The 19,321-nt window shown below is 66.5% G+C and carries 19 protein-coding genes; 12 read left to right on the forward strand and 7 right to left on the reverse strand.

All coding sequences use genetic code 11. The features are described 5' to 3' along the window. The first annotated feature begins 74 nt into the window (after positions 1-74). Both ACZ1A1_RS09980 and ACZ1A1_RS09985 read left to right on the forward strand, forming a co-directional pair. Positions 75-1,256 (forward strand): serine hydrolase domain-containing protein, encoded by a 1,182-nt coding sequence (locus tag ACZ1A1_RS09980; protein WP_463619786.1) that lies wholly within the window; start codon positions 75-77, stop codon positions 1,254-1,256. 9 nt (positions 1,257-1,265) lie between these two features. Continuing rightward, positions 1,266-2,936 (forward strand): amidohydrolase, encoded by a 1,671-nt coding sequence (locus tag ACZ1A1_RS09985; protein ID WP_463619787.1) that lies wholly within the window; start codon positions 1,266-1,268, stop codon positions 2,934-2,936. Positions 2,937-2,961: 25 nt separating this feature from the next. On the opposite strand, the gene ACZ1A1_RS09990 is transcribed toward ACZ1A1_RS09985, so the two are convergent. The 5 genes from ACZ1A1_RS09990 to ACZ1A1_RS10010 all read right to left on the reverse strand — a co-directional run bounded on the left by ACZ1A1_RS09990 (position 2,962) and on the right by ACZ1A1_RS10010 (position 7,618). Further along, complete coding sequence (locus ACZ1A1_RS09990) at positions 2,962-3,744, reverse strand: carbon-nitrogen hydrolase family protein (RefSeq protein ID WP_463619788.1); 783 nt, start codon at positions 3,742-3,744, stop codon at positions 2,962-2,964. A 10-nt stretch (positions 3,745-3,754) separates the two neighbouring features. Then, positions 3,755-4,552, reverse strand: a complete 798-nt coding sequence (locus ACZ1A1_RS09995; RefSeq protein ID WP_463619789.1) for an ABC transporter permease — start codon at positions 4,550-4,552, stop codon at positions 3,755-3,757. Then, entirely contained in the window at positions 4,549-5,403 is an 855-nt protein-coding gene (locus ACZ1A1_RS10000) for an ABC transporter permease (protein WP_463619790.1), read from the reverse strand. The genes ACZ1A1_RS09995 and ACZ1A1_RS10000 overlap by 4 nt, the downstream gene beginning before the upstream one ends. Then, positions 5,400-6,434, reverse strand: coding sequence for an ABC transporter ATP-binding protein (locus ACZ1A1_RS10005; protein ID WP_463619791.1), 1,035 nt, complete (start codon positions 6,432-6,434; stop codon positions 5,400-5,402). The genes ACZ1A1_RS10000 and ACZ1A1_RS10005 overlap by 4 nt, the downstream gene beginning before the upstream one ends. A 95-nt stretch (positions 6,435-6,529) precedes the next feature. Further along, positions 6,530-7,618 carry an ABC transporter substrate-binding protein gene (locus ACZ1A1_RS10010; RefSeq protein ID WP_463619792.1) on the reverse strand — a complete coding sequence of 363 codons (1,089 nt, stop codon included), beginning with the start codon at positions 7,616-7,618 and terminating at the stop codon, positions 6,530-6,532. Between the two features lie 320 nt (positions 7,619-7,938). Between ACZ1A1_RS10010 and ACZ1A1_RS10015 the strand changes: the two genes are divergently transcribed. The 5 genes from ACZ1A1_RS10015 to cueR all read left to right on the forward strand — a co-directional run bounded on the left by ACZ1A1_RS10015 (position 7,939) and on the right by cueR (position 13,380). Continuing rightward, positions 7,939-8,955 (forward strand): LysR substrate-binding domain-containing protein, encoded by a 1,017-nt coding sequence (locus ACZ1A1_RS10015; protein WP_463619793.1) that lies wholly within the window; start codon positions 7,939-7,941, stop codon positions 8,953-8,955. A gap of 15 nt (positions 8,956-8,970) precedes the next feature. Next, complete coding sequence (locus ACZ1A1_RS10020; RefSeq protein ID WP_463619794.1) at positions 8,971-10,137, forward strand: aminotransferase; 1,167 nt, start codon at positions 8,971-8,973, stop codon at positions 10,135-10,137. A gap of 76 nt (positions 10,138-10,213) precedes the next feature. Beyond that, complete coding sequence (locus ACZ1A1_RS10025) at positions 10,214-10,426, forward strand: heavy-metal-associated domain-containing protein (protein ID WP_463619795.1); 213 nt, start codon at positions 10,214-10,216, stop codon at positions 10,424-10,426. Between the two features lie 75 nt (positions 10,427-10,501). Beyond that, entirely contained in the window at positions 10,502-12,970 is a 2,469-nt protein-coding gene (locus ACZ1A1_RS10030; protein WP_463619796.1) for a heavy metal translocating P-type ATPase, read from the forward strand. After that, positions 12,970-13,380, forward strand: a complete 411-nt coding sequence (gene cueR / locus ACZ1A1_RS10035; RefSeq protein WP_463620102.1) for a Cu(I)-responsive transcriptional regulator — start codon at positions 12,970-12,972, stop codon at positions 13,378-13,380. The genes ACZ1A1_RS10030 and cueR overlap by 1 nt, the downstream gene beginning before the upstream one ends. A gap of 1 nt (position 13,381) precedes the next feature. On the opposite strand, the gene ACZ1A1_RS10040 is transcribed toward cueR, so the two are convergent. Next, positions 13,382-13,774 carry a YybH family protein gene (locus ACZ1A1_RS10040; RefSeq protein ID WP_463619797.1) on the reverse strand — a complete coding sequence of 131 codons (393 nt, stop codon included), beginning with the start codon at positions 13,772-13,774 and terminating at the stop codon, positions 13,382-13,384. A gap of 13 nt (positions 13,775-13,787) precedes the next feature. Beyond that, positions 13,788-14,414, reverse strand: a complete 627-nt coding sequence (locus tag ACZ1A1_RS10045) for a TetR/AcrR family transcriptional regulator (protein WP_463619798.1) — start codon at positions 14,412-14,414, stop codon at positions 13,788-13,790. Positions 14,415-14,542: 128 nt separating this feature from the next. Between ACZ1A1_RS10045 and ACZ1A1_RS10050 the strand changes: the two genes are divergently transcribed. The 5 genes from ACZ1A1_RS10050 (at position 14,543) to ACZ1A1_RS10070 (ending at position 19,316) form a co-directional block, all read left to right on the forward strand. Beyond that, complete coding sequence (locus ACZ1A1_RS10050; protein ID WP_463619799.1) at positions 14,543-15,619, forward strand: polyamine ABC transporter substrate-binding protein; 1,077 nt, start codon at positions 14,543-14,545, stop codon at positions 15,617-15,619. A 226-nt stretch (positions 15,620-15,845) separates the two neighbouring features. Next, complete coding sequence (locus tag ACZ1A1_RS10055; protein ID WP_463619800.1) at positions 15,846-16,709, forward strand: ABC transporter permease; 864 nt, start codon at positions 15,846-15,848, stop codon at positions 16,707-16,709. A gap of 2 nt (positions 16,710-16,711) precedes the next feature. Continuing rightward, entirely contained in the window at positions 16,712-17,500 is a 789-nt protein-coding gene (locus ACZ1A1_RS10060; RefSeq protein WP_463620103.1) for an ABC transporter permease, read from the forward strand. Further along, positions 17,497-18,582, forward strand: coding sequence for an ABC transporter ATP-binding protein (locus ACZ1A1_RS10065; protein ID WP_463619801.1), 1,086 nt, complete (start codon positions 17,497-17,499; stop codon positions 18,580-18,582). Before ACZ1A1_RS10060 ends, ACZ1A1_RS10065 begins: the two co-directional genes overlap by 4 nt. 5 nt (positions 18,583-18,587) lie before the next feature. After that, entirely contained in the window at positions 18,588-19,316 is a 729-nt protein-coding gene (locus tag ACZ1A1_RS10070) for an MBL fold metallo-hydrolase (RefSeq protein ID WP_463619802.1), read from the forward strand. Positions 19,317-19,321 lie beyond the last annotated feature (5 nt).

The following is a 19,321-nucleotide window of genomic DNA, read 5'->3' on the forward strand; positions in this document are numbered from 1 at the left end:
CAAGGCCGCGCAATATACGAGGACAGCCCCGGGCGGGAAGGCTTCGGCCTTCCCGCGCTTCGGCTGGATTTTTCATGATCAGGACCTTCAAGGACAGGCACGGCTTCGCCCGTGCCGACGTGACACTTTCCAACTGGCGCACCGCCCCTTACAGTCGCTGGACCTTCCAGAACGTGCGCGACTTCGTGCCGACCGCGGTGATCGCCGCGGAGAATGCGGCGGCCGAGGTGCCGCTTGCCAGCGGTCCCTTCCTCGATGCGGCGATGGAGACCGGCCTTGCCGGGGCCCCGACGGCGCGCGCCTTCCTCGAATTCGCGCAGACCGATGCCTTCGTCATGATGCACCGGGGCGAGATCGTCGCGGAATATTACGCGCCGCATGCCGATCCCAACGCGCCGCACCTCGTCTTCTCCATCTCCAAGTCGCTGACCGCCGTCGTTTCCGGCATCCTCGAAGCGCAAGGCCTCATCGATCCCGACCGGCCGGTGACGGACTACCTGCCGGAAGCCAAGGGCAGCGTCTACGGCGACTGCACCTATCGCGACGTGCTCGACATGCGCGTCAGCCTCGATTTCGAGGAAGCCTATCTCGATCCCCACGGGGCCTTTGCGCGCTACCGCCGCGCCATGCTCTGGAACCCGCCGATGAAGGATGCCGAGCCGGAAACGCTCGCCTCCTTCCTGCTGACACTGCAGAAGGCCGAGCGGCCGCATGGCGGCCCCTTCTACTACGCCTCCCCGAACGCCGACCTGCTCGGCGTCGTCATCGAGCGCGCGACGGGCGCCCGCTTCTGCGATCTCACATCCGATCTCCTGTGGAAGCCGATGGGCGCCAGGGGCAATGCCGATATCACGGTGGATGCCATCGGCACGCCGCGCACGGCCGGCGGCGTTTCCATGACGGCGCGCGACCTCGCCCGCCTCGGCGAACTCCTGCGCAACCACGGCGTCCGGGGCGGCCGTCAGGTCGTTCCGGAAGGCTGGATCCGCGACATGCAGGAAAACGGCGACCGCGACGCCTGGCAGCAGGGCCGCAATGTCGACTTGCCGAACGGGCGCTACCGCAGCCAGTGGTACCAGTCCGGCGAGGCGGATGGGGCCTTCTGCGCCATCGGCATCCACGGCCAATGGCTCTATGTCGATCCGAGCACGGAAACCGTCATCGTCAAGCTCTCCTCCCAGCCGGAACCCCTCGGCGACGAGGAGAACCAGGACATCTTCACCTTCTTCCGCGCGCTCTGCCGCCGGGCTGTCTGAGGAACGCACATGCAGACCGAAGCAAGCTTCATTATCCGCAATGCGCGGGTGCTGACGATGGACGAGGCGAACCCGCGCGCCGCCGCCCTCGCCGTCTCGGGAAACCGCATCCTGGCCGTCGGATCCGGGGCCGAGATCGACGCCTATTCCGGCCCCGATACCCACGTGATCGACGCCAAGGGCGCGACCGTTCTGCCGGGCTTCAACGAAGCGCACATGCACATTTTCGGCGGCTCGGCCGAGCTGCGCGAACTGTCGCTGATGGGCGTCAAGGGCTTCGACGCCCTCGACAAGGCGCTGAAGGCCTATGCCGCGGACTATCCGCAGCGCGACCTGCTGATCGCCCAACATGCCGACTACACGATCCTTTCCGACGACGAGCGCGTGACGCGCCACCATCTCGACCGCATACTACCCGACCGGGCCGTGCTGATCTTCGCGCCGGACCATCACACCGCCTGGGCGAACACGCTGGCGCTGAAGATGGGCGGCATCCTCGAAGGGCGCGACGTCGGCATTGGCAACGAGATCGTCATGGGCGAGGACGGGCTTGCCAATGGCGAGCTGCGCGAGAGCAACGCCATCCGCCCGGTCTCCGCGCTCGGCGAAACCGGCGCGCGCGAGATGCTCGGCGTCGGTACCGGGGGCGATCCCGACCATGTAACGGCGGAGGAACGGGCGGCCGACATCGAGATCATCAGGGAAGGCCTCGCCTATGTCGCCTCGCTCGGTATCACCTCGCTGCAGAATATGGACGGCAGCCTCTACCAGCTCGAAATGCTGGACGAGATCGAGAAGACGGCCGGCCTTCCCGTGCGGGTGCGCATGCCCTTCCACATGAAGAACTTCATGCCGCTCTCGGACCTCGAAGCCAAGGCGGCGGCGTGGCGCGAGCGCTTCAATACGGACCGCCTCCGCTCGGATTTTGTCAAGCTCTTCATGGACGGCGTGACGGAATCGGGCACCGCCGTCTTCGTCGACGACTACAGCCACCAGCCCGGCTGGAAGGGCGATCCGCTGTTCTCGCAGGCGCATTTCGACGAGATCGCCATCGCCGCCGACAGGCTCGGCCTGCCGGTCGCCGTGCATGCCATCGGCGACGGCGCGGTGCGCATGGTGCTGAACGGCTACGAGGCGGCCATCAAGGCCAATGGCAGGCGCGACAGCCGCAACCGCATCGAGCATATCGAGGTCGTGCATCCCGACGACATTCCACGCTTCAAGGAACTCGGCACCATCGCCTCCATGCAGCCGACGCACCCACCGGGCAGTGCCGGCCTGCCGCTGGAGCCCTACCTGTCCTATATCGGCGAGGAACGCTGGCCCCACGCCTTCGCCTGGCGCACGCTCACCGATGCCGGCGCGCCCATCGTCTTCGCCACCGACTGGCCGGTCTCGCCGCTCGATCCGATGCACTGCATCCAGTGCGCCATGACGCGCACCGTCTGGAAGGAGGGCATTCAGGACCAGCGGCTTTCGCTGCACGAGACCCTCGCCGCCTATACGCGAACGAGCGCCTGGGTCGAGTTCATGGAGGACCGCAAGGGCGTGCTGAAGCCCGGCTATCTCGCCGATATCGTCGTGCTCTCGGCCGATGTGGAGGCCGCCGATTTCGCGGACCTTGCCGCCATCCGGCCGGTCACCACCATGTGCGACGGGCGCATCACCTACCAGGCCTGACCGGGCCTGGACGGCCGGCGGGTTGTCACCCCGTCCGGCCGAGGTCCACCAGATAGGTGTTTTCCGAGCGCGACACCGCGTAATCCTCCGGGCGGATTTCCGCGAAGAGCAGGGTCTCGCCCTCCGCCGGGGCCTCGGCGAGCAGCTTGCCGTCCGGGGCGGCGATGCGCGAGAGGCCGGCATAGCTGAAGCGGTCGTCGGCGCCGCAATGGTTGATATAGGCGACGAAGACCTGGTTCTCGAAGGCGCGGACCTGGATCATGTGATTGGCGATGAAACTCCCGGAGGCGCCCTTCGGCAGGGCGGTCGGCACGATGACGAGCTCGGCGCCGGCAAGCGCCAGGCGGCGGACGTTTTCGGGGAATTCCACGTCGTAGCAGATCAGCATGCCGAGCCGGACGCCGCCGAGCTCCACCATGACGGAGGCCGGCACGCCGGGCCGGAAGGCATGCCGCTCGTAATCGCCGTAGAGATGGGACTTGCGGTAGACGGCATTGGTGCCGATGCCATCGGTGAAGAGCGCGCTGTTGTAGACATGCGCGCCTTCCCGCTCGGCGAAGCCCGCCACGATGGCAAGCCTGTTCTCCTGTGCGATGGCGCTCAGCCGCGCCGCCACGTCGCCCGTCGCCGGCGAGGCGAGCCGCGCGAAGGCCGCATCGCCCGCGCCATAGCCGGTGACGGCAAGCTCCGGCACGATCAATAGCTTGGCGCCGGCCGAGGCCGCATCGGCGGCCGCGGCCGCGATGCGCTGGATGTTGGCTTCGTCATCGCCGGCGATGGCGTGCATCTGGAGGGCGGCAATCCGCATGGGCTTGGTCCTAATCCCGCGACGACATGGCGCCGAGCAGCTTCGGCAGGTCGCCGAAGCGCGCGACGAGGCCGAAGATGACGGCGGCGATCGCCACGAAGAGGATCGTGATCGAGGCCATCGTCGGCGTGTAGCCATAGCGCAGCGCGTTGAAGATCTTGATCGGCAGCGTCTCCATCGTGAAGCCGATCGTCATGTAGGCCACGATATATTCGTTGAGCGACAGGACGAAGGCGAAGGCATAGCCGGAGATGAGATAGGGCAGGATCAGCGGCAGGACCACCGTGCGGAAGATCGTGCGGTCGTCCGCCCCCATCGTCGCGGCCGCCTCCACCAGCGAGCGGTCGATGGAGGAGAAGCCGAGCGAGAGCGTCACCAGCGGCAGCGTCACGAAGAAGATGGCGTGGCTGATCACCGCCGTCGCCGGCTGGCCGTAGAAGCCCGTCGTCGCCCAGAAGGTGAGGAGGCCAAGCGCGGTGATGACCGGCGGCAGCGTGAAGGGCGCGATGCCGAGAAGCTGGAAGATGTTCGCCCAGGGCGCATCGCGCCGCCACAGGAACCAGGCGAGCGGCAGCGCGATCAGGAGCGCCACGGCCGCCGAGAGCGCGGCGAGCGTGATCGAGGCGAAAAGGGCGCTGCGCCATTCGACATTGGCGAAGATCTCGCCGTACCAGCCGAGCGAGAAGCCCTGCGGCGGGAAGGCGAGCGTCTGCTTCTCGTTCACCGAGACGCCGGCGACGACGATGATCGGCAGCGCGAGGAACAGGCCGATCAGGCTGAAATAGAGCCGTTGCAGCAGCGTGTTCATGCGGCTTCCCCCTTGCGGCCGGCATAGACGGTGAGCGCGACGAGGCCGAGCGTGACGAGCACGAGGAACACGGCCATGGCGGCGGCGAAGGGCATGTTCGACTGGTAGATCGCCTGGTCGGTGATGAGCACCGAGAGCGTCCAGTGCTGCGGCCGGCCGAGGATCTGCGGCAGCAGGTAGGAGCCGAGCGCGAAGATGAAGACCATGATCAAGGTCGCGACGATGGTGTTGCGCAGCGCCGGCACGACGACGGTGAAGAAGGCTTTGACCGGCGAGGCGCCGAGCGTGCGCGCCGCCTCCGTCAGCGTCGGGTCGAGCCGCACGAGGGCGGGATAGAGCACCAGCACCGTATAGGGCAGCGCCTGGTAGACCATGGCGGTCAGCACCGCGCCGAAGCTCGGGTTCAGCGCCACCGCCTCCTTCAGGATGCCAAGCGCGACGAGGATGTTGGTGATGCCGGCGGTGCGCGAGAAGAGCGTCGACCAGGCAAAACCGATGATGACCTCCGACAGCGACAGCACCGAGAGCAGCGCCACCAGCCAGAGCACCTGCGCGCGCCGCCCAGCGCGCGAGAGGAGATAGGTGAAGGGTACGGCGAGAACGACGCAGCAGATGGCGACGGCAATCGCCAGGAACAGCGAGAAGCCGAGCACCTTGCCGAAGAACAGGCTGAGGAAGCGGGCGTAGTTGTCGAAGACGAAATCGGCCGAATAGAAGCCGGCCGGATCGCGCTTGAAGAAGGAGACGGCGATCATCGTCGCGAAGGGCACGACGAAGAAGACGATCAGCATGCCCGCCGGAAAGACCAGCGGGCCGTAGTCGAAAAGCTTCTGCGGGGGTTCGCGTCTCATGACTTCAGCACCACGCAATCGGCCGGGTCGAGCCCGATGCCGACCTCTTGTCCGACAGCGACCTCCGGCCGGGCATTCGGCATGGAGACGGCGACGATCTGCTTGCCGCCGGCCTCCACGAAGGTCTCGATCGTGCCGCCGAGGTCGCGAATGAAGGTGACCTTGCCGGTGATCGCGCCGTTGCCGGGAGCGGTCAGGCGCACGTCCTCCGGCCGCACCGAAAGGATGCCGGACTTGAGGCCGGCCGGGAGGGCGAGGCCCGTGACCGTGCTGCCGAGAACCGAGGCGCCGGAAGCGTCCGCGGAAAAATCGATGAGGTTCGTCATGCCGATGAAATCGGCGACGAAGGTATCGGCCGGGCGGCGGTAGATCTCGACCGGCGGGGCGGCCTGGCGGATCTCGCCGCCGTTCATCACCACCACGGTGTCGGCCATGGTCATGGCCTCGCGCTGGTCGTGGGTGACGACGATGGTGGTGATGCCGAGGCGCTGCTGGAGCTGGCGCAGCTCCACCTGCATGGCCTCGCGCAGCTTGGCGTCGAGCGCCGAAAGCGGCTCGTCGAGCAGGAAGAGTTTCGGCGAGATGGCGAGCGCGCGGGCGATGGCCACGCGCTGGCGCTGGCCGCCGGAGAGCTTCGCGACGGGCCGGTCGGCATAGCCCGTGAGATGGATCATCGACAGAAGCTCGTCGACACGCTTCTTCTGTTCCTCCTTGCCGGTGCCGCGGATGCGCAGCGAATAGGCGATGTTCTCGCCGACGGTGAGGTGCGGGAAAAGCGCCAGCGACTGGAAGACCATGCCGAGGTCGCGCTTGTGCGTCGGGACGTGGGTGATGTCCCTGTCGTCGAGCCGGATCTCGCCGCTCGTCGGCAGGTCGAGGCCGGCGACCATGCGCATCAGCGTGGTCTTGCCGCAGCCGGAGGGGCCGAGCAGGCAGACGAAGGTGCCGTGCGGCACGGTGAGCTGCACGTTCCTGACGGCCGTAAACGTGCCGAATTGCTTGGTGACGTTCTGAAGGGTCAGCCCGGACATTGGTTCTCCGCTCGGCGCGCTCGTTGTGATGACACCCGGCCGCCGGCATATCGCATGCGGGCGGCCGGACGGGCATTCTGTAATCGCAGGCTTTATCAGCCGGCGATCATTTCCGTCCACTTCTGGTTCAGCCAGTCGGACTTCGACGTGTAGAGATCGTAGCGCGGGATGATCGGCTCGATATCGGACGACACGGCGGCGAACTCCTCGGCCGTCAGGTCGAGCAGGTCGCGCTTGACGGTCGGCGCGGTACCGACCTTGCGCGACAGCAGCGCCTGGATCGACGGCTGGCTCATGTAGTTGATGAAGGTGTGCCCCTCCTCGACCTTGCTCGAAGCGCGCGACAACGCCCAGCAGCCGGAATCCATGATGCCGCCTTCCTTCGGGAAGGTGGAGCGGACCGGCTGGCCGTCGGCGGCGGCAAGGCCGGTCACGTCATGGTAATATTGGCCCATCGGGATTTCGCCCGACTTCAGCGACTGCTCGAACTGCGCCTCGTCGCGATACCAGAGCCGGACGTTCGGCTTCACCTCGGCGAGCTTCTCGAAGGCCTTCAGCTGGCCTTCCTCGGTGTCGAGCGCGTTCGTGCCGCCGAAATGGGTCTTGGCCGTCACTTCCAGCAGGAAGGAGTTGGAGACGAGCGCGAGGAGGCCGAGCTTGTCGGCATTCGCCGGATCCCAGAGCGCGGCCCAGGAGGTCGGTGGCTCGGGATAGACGTTGGTGTTGGTGACGAGCGTGATGTACCAGGCGACGGCCCCGATGCCGGCGACGCGGCCATCCGGATACTTGTTGACGAAATGGTCGATGAGGTTCGCCCCGTTCGGAATCTTCGCCATGTCGAGCGGCGCCCAGAGCTCGGTCGACTGGCCCTTCAGCATGGCGACCTGCGACATCATCGAGACGTCGGCCGGCGCCTGGCCGGCGCGGGCGGCCTGCTCGAGCTGGACGAGCCAGGCCTCGCCGGTCGGCTCGGCGACCGATTCCACGGCGATGCCCGTTTCCTTGGTGAAGTCCGCGAAGATGTTCTTGTCGAAGGAATCCTTGAAGTAGCCGCCGTAGACGCCGACCTTCAGCGACTTGTCCTGCGCACGCATGACCGCCGGCATGGCGAGCAGCGAGGCGCCGGCAACGCCCGCACCCAGTACGGCGCGGCGGCTGACATTGGTCTTGAGGATGTCACGCATGGTCGTCTTTCTCCTTATAGGCCGGCCGGTCGATCCGGCCGGGAGTGTTCCCGTTGTCGTCATTCTATGTCAGGCCGTCGGCGCCACGGAAGGGCCGAAAGCCGTCAGGGCCGGATTTTCGTGAAGAAACCTGCATGCGGCCGGTGCGGGGCGGTGCCACGCGTTGCAATCCGGCCAGAGCCTCCCGATCGTTCCCCAGGGCTTCGCCCTCGTTTTTGCCCTCGTTTTTGACAGTATCGTAATAAAACGCCTGGAAAAGCAATTGGCATTGTTATAGCGTTCGCCGTGAGAAAAACTCACGAAACAGGTTTCAAGCTTTTATGGCCTCGCGCCTGCCGCCGCTCAATCCCCTGCGCGCCTTCGAGGCCACCGTCCGCCGGGGTTCCGTCTCCGCCGCGGCGCGCGAGCTGAACGTCACGCATGGCGCGATCAGCCACCAGATCCGCGCGCTGGAGGAAGCGCTCGGCACGGCGCTGTTCGAGCGCGGCGGCAAGCGGCTGAAGCTGACGCCGCAGGGCGCGCTGCTCCTGCCGGCCGTCACCAACGCCTTCGGCGAGATCGCGGCGGCGACCGCGCTGATGAAGCAGCCGGAAACGCGTGGCGACATCGCCATCGCCTGCGTGCCCGCCCTCCTCTCGCTCTGGCTGATCCCGCGCCTTCCCTCCTTCACCGAGCATTACCCGGGCGTGCGCCTGAAGCTGACCGCCTCCAACGATCCCGAGCACCTGCGCTCGCTCGATACGGATGTCTGCGTGCTCTACGGCGACGGCAACTGGCCGGACTGCTGGACGCGGCTCTGGTCGAACCTGCAGCTCTTCCCGGTCGCCAGCCCCACGCTGCTCAACAGCCGGCCGCTGCGCTCGGTGCGCGACCTTGCCGACCACACCCTCTTCCACGGCGACGACGGGCGCGAATGGAACACCTGGCTTGCTGCGGCGGACGCCATCGACATGCCGCGCGGCCCGCAGCATTTCATGAGCGATGCGCGCCTTTCCACCGAGGCGGCGCTGCATAGCCAGGGCATCGCACTCGGCGACACGATCACCGCCAGCAGCCTGATCGCCCGCGGCGATCTCGTCGTGCCCTTCGGCCTCACCGTGCCGGCGAACCACGCCTTCTACGTCGCCTGCCGGCAGGCCGCGCGCCAGACGCCCATCGTCAAGGTCTTCATCGACTGGCTCTTCGCCACGCTCGAGGAGACCCTTCCCGAGCCGCAGGCCTCCGCACGCATGCCGATGCGCGGGCGCGGCGGCCGTGCGGCCGATGCCCACCGCCCCCTTTCGGCCCCGGCCCCGCGCCGGCCCGCCTCCAGCCAACCGCGCAAGACCCGCGCCTGACCGCCAGAGAAGACCATGCCTCGTTTCAACCCGCTCGTCGCAAACCTTTCCGCCCCGCCGATCCCCTCGGTCTTCGCCTGGGCCTCCGCCTATGACGGCCACAGCGAGCCGATGATCGACCTGTCGCAGGCCGTGCCCGGCTATCCGCCGCATCCCGAGATGCTGCGCCTGCTCGGCGAGAACGCCGCCTCGCGCGCCTATACCGGCTACGGCCCCATCGAGGGCGAGGACAGCCTGCGCAAGGCCTATGCCGCGCATCTGTCCGAGACCTATCGCACCGCTCTTGCCGCCGGCAACGTCCATGTCACCGCCGGATGCAACCAGGCCTTCATCTGCGCCGCCATGGCGATTGCCGGGGCGGGCGACGCCGTGCTGATGACCGATCCCTATTACTTCAACCAGGAGACCACGCTCGCTATGCTCGGCGTCCGCACGCGCTTTGCGCCCTGCGACCCGGCGAACGGCTTCCTGCCCGACGTCGAGACGCTTGCCGCCGCCATCACGCCGGACGTCAGGGCCATCGCGCTCGTCTCGCCGAACAACCCGACGGGCGCGGTCTATCCGCCGGAGCTGATCGCGGCGATCTACGACCTCTGCGTGGCGCGCGACATCTGGCTGATCCTCGACGAGACCTATCGCGATTTCCTGCCAGTCGGGGTCGGCCGGCCGCATGACCTCTTCTCCCGCAAGGGCTGGGAGGAGACGCTGATCGGCCTCTACAGCTTCTCGAAATCCTTCTGCATTCCCGGCCATCGCCTCGGCGCGATCACCGCCGGCCCCGCCGTGGTGGAACAGGTGGCGAAGATCATGGACAATCTCCAGATCTGCCCGCCCCGCTCCGCCCAGGCCGCCGTCGCCACCGCCCTGCCGCTGCTGGCCGACTGGCGCGAGGAGAACCGCCGCGAGATCGCCCGGCGCGTCGAGGCACTGCGGGCGACCATGTCGGGCGTTCCGGCCTGGCGCGTCGGCGCCGTCGGCGCCTATTTCGCCTTCATCGGCCATCCGTTCGAGGGCACGCCCTCCGCGCGCGTCGCGGAAAGGCTCGCCAAGGAAGCCGGCATCCTCTGCCTGCCGGGCAGCTATTTCGGCGAGCGGCAGGAAGGCTACCTGCGCTTCGCCTTCGCCAATGCGGATGTCGAGACCATCTCGCGGCTTGAGGAGCGCCTCGCGAATTTTCGCTGAAACGGTTCGGTGAAATCGGCCTTGACCTTCCCACGGGGGAAGGGTTCAGCATGGTGCAAACATCAGGAGATTGCCCATGAGCGACGACAAGACCCTCGCCTTCACCGTTGAAGACATGACCTGCGGGCATTGCGTCAAGACGATCACCGGCGCGGTGCTTGCCGCCCACCCTGCCGCCAGGGTCGACATCGATCTTGCCGCAAAGCGCGTCTCCGTCGAGAATGCCGGCGACCGCGCGGCTGTCGCTTCCGTCATCGCGGCGGAGGGCTATTCGCCGGTCGATGCCTGATGCGTCAAAAAGGCGCTTGACCTTGACATGATGGGAAGGTGCACGATCTATCCGACTTAGGATGAAAGGTGCACCATGCTCACCGAGACCGACCGGCAGACCATCAAGCTTTCCATTTCCGACATGACCTGCGCCTCCTGCGTGCGGCGGGTGGAGAAGGCCATCGAAAAGGTGCCGGGCGTTGCCGGCGCCGCCGTCAACCTCGCGACGGAGAAGGCCGATGTGACCTTCGCCGGCACGCCCGATGCCGCCGCCGTCGCCGAGGCCGTGCGCAAGGCCGGCTACGGCGTTGCGGAGGAGGTGCTGGAGTTCCCCGTCGAGGGCATGACCTGCGCCTCCTGCATCGGCCGCGTCGAGAAGGCGCTGAAGGCCGTTCCCGGCGTGCTGGACGCCACCGCAAACCTTGCGCAGGAACGCGCCCGCGTGCGCTTCCTCAAGGGCGCGACCTCCTTCGAGGAACTCGCCGCCGCCGTGGAAATGACCGGCTACAAGGCCATCCGCGAGACGGCCGCAGCCCCCGAGGAGGACCGGCGCGCGGCCGAGGCGAAGACCCTGCGGCGCGATCTCATCGTCGCCGCCGTGCTCACCGCGCCGCTCTTCGTCATGGAGATGGGCGCGCACGCCTTCCCCTCTTTCGGCCACTATATCCATGAAACGCTCGGCATGCAGACGAGCCGGGTAATCCAGTTCGTGCTGGCGACGCTGGTGCTTGCCGGGCCGGGCCTGCGCTTCCTGCGCAAGGGCATTCCGAGCCTTCTGCGGCTGGCGCCGGACATGAATTCGCTCGTCGTGATCGGCACGCTCGCCGCCTGGAGCTTTTCCACCGTCGCAACCTTCGCGCCCGGCCTCCTGCCCGGCGGCACGGCCAATGTCTATTTCGAGGCGGCCGCCGTCATCGTAACGCTCATCCTTGCCGGGCGCTATCTGGAGGCGCGTGCCAAGGGGCGCACCGGCGAGGCGATCCGCCATCTTGCCGGCCTTCGCGCAAAATCCGCCCGCGTGCTGCGCGACGGCAAGGCCGAGGACGTGCCGCTGGAAAGCGTCGTGCCCGGCGACATCGTGCTGGTGCGGCCGGGCGAGAACGTGCCGGTCGACGGCGAGGTGATGGACGGAAGCTCCTATGTCGACGAATCCATGATCACCGGCGAGCCGATGCCGGTCGCGCGCAAGGCTGGCGACATGGTGACGGGCGGCACGGTCAACACGACCGGCTCCCTCACCTTCCGCGCCACCCGCGTCGGCGCCGATACGGTGCTCTCGCAGATCATCCGCATGGTCGAGGACGCGCAGGCGGCGAAGCTTCCGATCCAGGCGCTGGTCGACCGCGTGACGCAATGGTTCGTGCCAGCCGTCATCGCCGTCGCGTTCGTAACGTTCGGCCTATGGCTCGCACTGGGGCCGAGCCCGGTCCTCGCCCATGCGCTGGTCAATGCCGTCGCCGTGCTGATCATCGCCTGCCCCTGCGCCATGGGCCTTGCGACGCCCACCTCCATCATAACCGGTACCGGCAGGGCGGCAGAACTCGGCGTGCTCTTCCGCCAGGGCACCGCGCTCCAGACGCTTGAGGGCACCGACATCGTCGCCGTCGACAAGACCGGCACCCTGACGCTCGGCCATCCGACACTGACGGAGATCGTGCCGGCGGACGGCTTTTCGCGGGCGGACGTCCTCGCGCTGGTCGCCGCCGCCGAGGTACATTCGGAACACCCGATCGCCAGTGCCATCCAGGAGGCGGCGGTGGCGGAAGGCATCGACCTTCCGGCCGCTTCCGGCTTCGTGACGACATCGGGACAGGGCATTTCCGCCGAGGTCTCGGGCCGCAGGGTGGAGGCCGGCTCGGTCGGCTTCATGCAGGCGCGCGGCCTCGACGTCGCGCCCTTCGCAGGCGATGCCGAGCGGCTGGCCGCCGCGGGCGCCTCGCCGCTCTATGCAGCCATCGACGGGAAGCTCGCGGCCCTCTTCGCCGTCACCGACCCGGTGAAGCCGACGACGAAGGAGGCGGTCGCCAGCCTGAAGGCCCTCGGCATCGAGGTCGCCATGATCACCGGCGACAACCGCCGCACCGCCGAGGCCGTTGCCGCAAAGCTCGGCATCGACAGGGTGATGGCGGAGGTGCTGCCGGACGGCAAGGTGGCCGCGGTGCGCGCGCTTTCGGCCGACGGCGCGAGGAAGGTCGCCTTCGTCGGTGACGGCATCAACGATGCGCCGGCGCTCGCCGCCGCCGATACGGGCATCGCCATCGGCACCGGCACGGACGTCGCCATCGAGAGCGCCGACGTGGTGCTGATGGCCGGCGACATGCGCGGTGTGGCGACCGGCATCGCCCTGTCGCGGGCGACCATGCGCAACATCCGCCAGAACCTCTTCTGGGCCTTCGGCTACAATGTCGCGCTCATCCCGCTCGCCGCCGGCCTCTTCTACCCGGCCTTCGGCATCCAGCTTTCCCCCGCGCTGGCGGCGGGCGCCATGGCGCTCTCCAGCGTCTTCGTGGTCACCAATGCGCTGCGGCTGAAACGCTTCCGCCCCAAGGGACAAACGGCATGATGAATATCGGCGAAGCGGCGGAGGCGACGGGCGTCACCGCCAAGATGATCCGGCACTACGAGCAGATCGGCCTCATTCCCGAGGCCGGCCGCACCGGCTCCGGCTACCGCGTCTACGGCCCGAAGGATCTCGCGGCGCTCTCCTTCATCCGAAGAGCCCGCGACCTCGGCTTCTCCATCGCCCAGATCCGCGACCTCCTCACCCTCTGGCAGGAACGCGCCCGTGCCTCCGCCGACGTCAAGCGCATCGCCAGCGAACATATCGACGAGATGAAGGCCAAGATGGCGCTGCTTCAGGAGATGGTGCACACGCTGGAACACCTTTCCGCCCACTGCCATGGCGACGACCGGCCGGACTGTCCGATCCTCGAACAGCTTGCGAGCGGAACCGACAGAGAGGGCTGCTGCTAGGTCAGGCCGCCGCGGAAAGATGCTCGTGGACGGCGAGCCAGCGGCCGGCGGCATCGCGGGAAAAGACGATGGTCTCGCGCTCGTTGTTCGTCAGCCGCTCGCCGCCCACCGAAAGCTCGGTCTCGACGGCATGGGTGAAGACGGCGACGTCGCCGAGGAGCTGGACGCGGCGGTCGGTCGAGCGGCAGGCGTGGATGCGGAAGCCGTCGCGTTCCTCCCAGAGCGCCCATTCGGCCTCGTAGGCGGCGCGGCCGTCGAGCGGTCGATCTAGATTGTAGAAGAGGAAGGTCGCCTGCGGGGCGAAGGCGGAAAAATAGGCGTCGCGGTCGTGCCGGGCGAAAGCGGCGACGAGGGCATCGGCGGCGGAGAGGACGGCGGATTGCGTATCGGTCATGCTTTTTCCGGGGTCAGACGATCTTGACGGTGCTGATGAGCCTCGCGATGGGCGCATGTTGCGCCTCGACGCGCGCCTTCAGCTCTTCGAGCGGCATGGCGTCCACCTTACAGAACTCGATGAACATCATGTTGAGGTTGTTGAAGAAGACCTCGCCGATGGCCCTGGCATCGACGCCCGCATGCACGACGCCGCGCGCCTGCAACGTCTCGACGAGCCGCACCACCTGGGCGGAAAGCTGGCCGTCGAGTTCGGTATAGCGGCGGGAGAGCGGGGTTTCGGGCTGCTGGATGGAGATCGCCATCGCCGTGCGCCACATCTCCTTGGAGAGATAGACGAGGGAGTGGTCGTAATATTGCGCGATCAGCGTGCGCAGCGCCTCGGTAACGTCGAGCGGCGGGCTCGCGACGATGCGCGCCCCGCCCTCCAGCACCTCGGTCACCTCCATCGCGACGGTGGCGACGAGGATGTCGCCCTTGTTCTGGTAGTAGTTGTAGAGCGTGCCGACGGAGACCTCGGCCATCTCGGCGATGGCCTCGATGCGGGCGCTGTCATAGCCCTCGCGGCGGAACAGCGTGGCGGCGGCATCGAGGATGCGGCGCGTCTTGTCCGCCTTCTGTTTCGCCCGCAATCCGGTCATCGGCCCCTCCACTGAATCTCTTCAAAAATGAGATTGACTTAAAAAATGAACTCGTTCAATCTTTTTCTCAAGGCGCCATGACGAGTGCCATCCGAAAGGCCACGCGCCTTCAGCCAGAGGGAAAGACGATGACGAAAACCGTTTCCGGCGGCCTTGCCCGCCGCATGCTTCTTGCCACCGTAGCCACCATTGCCTTTTCGCCCGCCGGCGCGATGGCGCAGGACGAACTGAACGCCCTCGTCTGGTGCGACCATACCGACCCGGCGCTGGTCGAGCCCTTCGAGAAGGCCAACAACGTCAAGGTGAACCTCAAGGAATACGAGGGCACGGGCGCAGCGATCTCGATCATCGAGCAGTCCCGTCCCGGCGACTGGGACGTGCTGGTCATCGATGCCGTCGACGTGCCCCGCGCCATCGACATGGATATCCTCGGCGAGATGCCGGCCGACAAGCTGCCGCTCGGCGACCTCTTCCCCGAGGTGCGCATGGACGAGACGACCACCCGCGACGGCAAGGTCTACGCCGTCACGGAAAAGTTCGGCTACAACACGATCTCCTACGACAAGACCAAGGTCGACCCGGCCGATATGGAAGACCTCACGGTCATGTGGTCGGACAAGTACAAGGGCCGTATCGCGCTCTATGACTACTACCTTCCGATGGTCGGCCTGACGGGCGTCGCCATCAGCAAGAAGACCGCCGACCTCACGCAGGAGGACCTGCCGGCGATCAAGGAGAAGCTCTTCGAGATGAAGAAGGTCTCCCGCCAGGTGAGCGACGTCGTCGCCTCGCAGACGGCGCTGGCGACCGGGGAAGTCGACATCGTCGTCGGTGGCGGCGAGTGGCTGACCGCCGGGCTTTCGGCGGAAAAGCCGAACCTCGACTGGACGATCCCCAAGCAGGGCGCACTGCGCTGGGCGCAGTCGATCGGCGTCTTCAAGAATTCGGAAAAGCAGGATCTGGCGCTGAAATTCGTGCAATATATCGTCAGCCCCGAGGGGCAGGCGCGGCTTGCGACATCCTCCTGCTACTGGGCGATGCCGGCGAACGCCAAGGCCGGCGAGCACCTGACCGATCCGCAGAAAACGGCGCTGCGCTGGGACAGGCAGCCGGAATATCTGAAGAATTCGCAGCTCTACCCGGTGGCGGATGCCGACATGGATGCGGCGATGCAGGATATCTGGACGGAGATGCTGCAACATTAAGGTTGGTGGCGTGACGCCATATACTGGCCTCTCATCAAGGATCTGCCCCTCACCCTAGCCCTCTCCCCGCAAGCGGGGAGAGGGGACCTGTCCTGCGACCTGTCGGAAGGGGAGGAAGCGGGACGGCATATGCCTTCTCCCCGCTTGCGGGGAGAAGGTGCCGGCAGGCGGATGAGGGGCGAAGCCACGCGGTACGCCCATAAAGCGCGAACGGAGAATCGATCCCATGACCGCCACAGCCCTCGAACGCGCGGAGCGCCGCAAGGCATGGGCCTTTGCCTTGCCGGGGCTCATCTGGACCGCCCTCTTCTTCCTCGTGCCCTTCGCCTATATGGTGGCGATCAGCTTCTGGACGCGGCAGGGGCGCGAGATCGTCGCGACGTGGACGCTCGACAATTACGTCGCCTTCTTCACCAAGGCGCATTTCTTCAAGGGGCTGGTGGTCTCGCTGGAGATCACGGCGACCGTCACCGTCATCTCGGTGCTGCTCGCCTATCCCCTCGCCTGGATCATCGCGGAGCGCGTGCCGAAGAAATGGCAGCGCTTCGCCCTCGTCATGGCGATCCTGCCCTTCTGGACCTCCTATGTGGTGCGCTCCTATTCCTGGTTGCTGGTGCTGTCGAAGGGCGGCGTCGTCAACCAGGCGCTGCTCTCAATCGGCGTCATCTCCGAGCCGCTGGCGCTCTCTGCCAACCGCACCGGCACCGTCATCGGCTTCGTGCACTTCTTCGTCATGCTGCTGACGTTGACGATCTACGCCAACCTCATCCAGCTCTCGCCGAACTACCGCCGCGCGGCGGCGGATCTCGGGGCGAACGCCTTCCAGACCTTCTGGCATGTCGTGCTGCCGCTGACGCTGCCGGGCATCATGGTCGGCGCTTTCCTGACCTTCGTCCTGTGCATCGGCGACTACATCACCCCGCAGATCCTCGGCGGCAACAACGAGCTGGTGCTGCCGCAGGTCATCATGCTGCAGCTCGGGCGGCGGGCGGATTTCCCGATGGCGGCGGCGCTCTCGCTGGTGCTGATGGCGGTGGTGACGCTCGCCTATATCGCCTGCGCACGCTGGCTGAAGATGGAAAGGACCTGATGATGCGGCAGCTTTCCACCGTCCTTGCCGCGCTCTATGCCGGCCTCATCTATCTCTTCATCTTCCTGCCCGTCGTGGTGCTGGTGCTCTTCTCCTTCCAGGACGGCACGCTGCCGGTGCCGCCGCTGAACGGGCTAACGCTGCGCTGGTACGAGGCGGTCTTCTCCGACGGCAAGCTGATGGCCGCGCTCGGCAACTCGCTGCTGGTAGCGGTGATCTCCTCGACCGTCGCATGCCTCCTCGGCTTCCTCGCCGCTTACGCCTTCGCCCGCTACACGCTGCCGGGCTCCGCCCTCCTGCGCGGCCTCATCGTCGCGCCGATGACGGTCAGCACGCTGATCATCGGCCTCGGCCTCCTCTCCATGCTGAACGTGACGGGCATGCGGCTTTCGCTTCTGACGGTCGGCATCGGCCATGTGGTGATCAACCTGCCGCTCTGCTTCGCCATCATTTATGCCTCGATGGGCGGGCACCAGGTGAATATCGAGCGGGCGGCGCGCGATCTGGGGGCCAAGGACTGGCAAGTCATGCTACTCGTCACGGCGCCCATGCTGCTGCCGTCGATCCTCGCCGCCTTCTTCCTCTCCGTCACCTTCAGCTGGGACGAGTTCATCGTCGCCTTCTTGCTGTCGCGCTTCGACGTGACGCTGCCGGTCGAGATCTGGAGCATGCTGCGCTCCGGCCTCGATCCCAGGACCAACGCCATCGGCAGCGTCGTCTTCCTCATCTCCGTCGTGTTCCTCATCCTCATGGAACTTACGGTCTTCAGAAAAACCGGGAAATCCTCATGACCGCCGACGTTTCCATCAAGAACGCCACAAAGGACTTCGGCACGTTCCGGGCGCTGGACGACGTCTCGCTCGATATCGCGGCGGGCGAGTTCATCGTGTTGCTCGGCCCCTCCGGCTGCGGCAAGACGACCCTCCTCTCCATCCTCGGCGGCTTCATCGAGCCGACCTCGGGCACGATCTCCATCGGCGGGCGCGACATGACCCATGTCTCGCCGGCAAAACGGCCGACCACCACCATGTTCCAGGACTATGCGCTCTTCCCGCATATGTGCCTGCGCGACAATGTCGGCTTCGGCCTGCGCATGCGCGGCATGGGCAAGGCGGAGCGCTACGAGAAGGCGTTCTCCTATCTCGATCTCGTCGGCCTAAAGGCGTCCTCCGCCAGGAAACCGCATGAACTTTCGGGCGGCCAGCGCCAGCGCGTGGCCCTCGCCCGGGCGCTGGCGGTCGATCCCGACGTGCTGCTGCTCGACGAGCCGCTCGGCGCGCTGGACCTGAAGCTGCGCCGGCAGATGCAGGATGAATTGAAGGCGATCCAGAAGCGCGTCGGCACCACCTTCGTCCATGTCACCCACGACCAGGAGGAAGCGATGGCGATCGCCGACCGCATCGTCGTGATGAACAAGGGCCATATCGAGGATGTCGGCACGCCGGCCTCGATCTACATGCGGCCGCGCTCGCTGTTTTCGGCCGGCTTCATGGGCGAGGCCAATTTCCTGCCGGCGACGGTGCAACGTGTCGCCGCCGACGAGGCGGAGGTGGAGACCACGCTCGGCCGCGCCGTCCTTCCCGCCGCCGCTTTCGTTTCCGGTTCGCCGGTCGCAGGAAGCGCCGTCACGCTCTGCATCCGCCCGGAGCATTTCCGCTCCGCCCATGCGGATGAGCCTACCGTCTCGCTCGGCCGCGGACGCATCACCGGCAGCGCCTTCTTCGGCACGCATCACCGTTGCCATATCAAGGCGAACGGAACGGTGCTCACCGCTCACCTGCCGCAGACCGAGACGCCGGACGTCGGCGCCGAGCTTGACCTTCGGCTGAAGGCGGATAGCATCGTCGTGCTTCAGGACGGAGCGGGAGTATAGGGTCAATGCAGCGCATCCGGCCGGAGGACTGGTACAGCGTTCGTCGCCTCGACGACGACGTGACGGCTATTTCCGAGCCCTATATCCAGGAATTCTACCGCTGCAACGTCTGGCACATCCGCGGGCGCGACCGCGACATGCTGGTCGATAGCGGCATGGGCGTCGTCTCGCTCAGGCAGTGGGTGCCGCTCGTCACGGAGCGCGACCTGATCGCGGTCGCGAGCCACACCCATTTCGACCATATCGGCTGCCACCACGAATTCGAATGCCGCGCGGTGCATGCGGCCGAGGCCGATCTTCTCGCAAACCCGACGCGGCAGAACACGCTGGCCGACCCCTATGTCACCGACGAGATCTTCGACGCGCTGCCGCCCGAGCCCTATTGCTCGAAATGCTACGCCGTGAAGAAGGCACCGGCGACGCGCATCCTCGAAGACGGCGACGTGATCGACCTCGGCGACCGGCAGTTCGAGGTCATCCACACGCCGGGCCACTCCCCAGGGGGTATTGCGCTCTACGAGAAGGCGACCGAAATTCTCTTCTCGGGCGACATCGTCTACGATGGCCCGCTGATCGAGGACACCTACCATTCCGACATGGCGGACTATATCGCCTCGATGGAACGGCTCCTGACCCTGCCCGTGCGGCTGGTGCATGGCGGCCATTTTCCAAGCTTCGGCGGGGAACGCTACCGCCAGCTCATCAGGGGCTGGCTCGACGAAAAACAGAAGTGACGGGA

The organism is Shinella sp. R2-11, assembly GCF_055330205.1.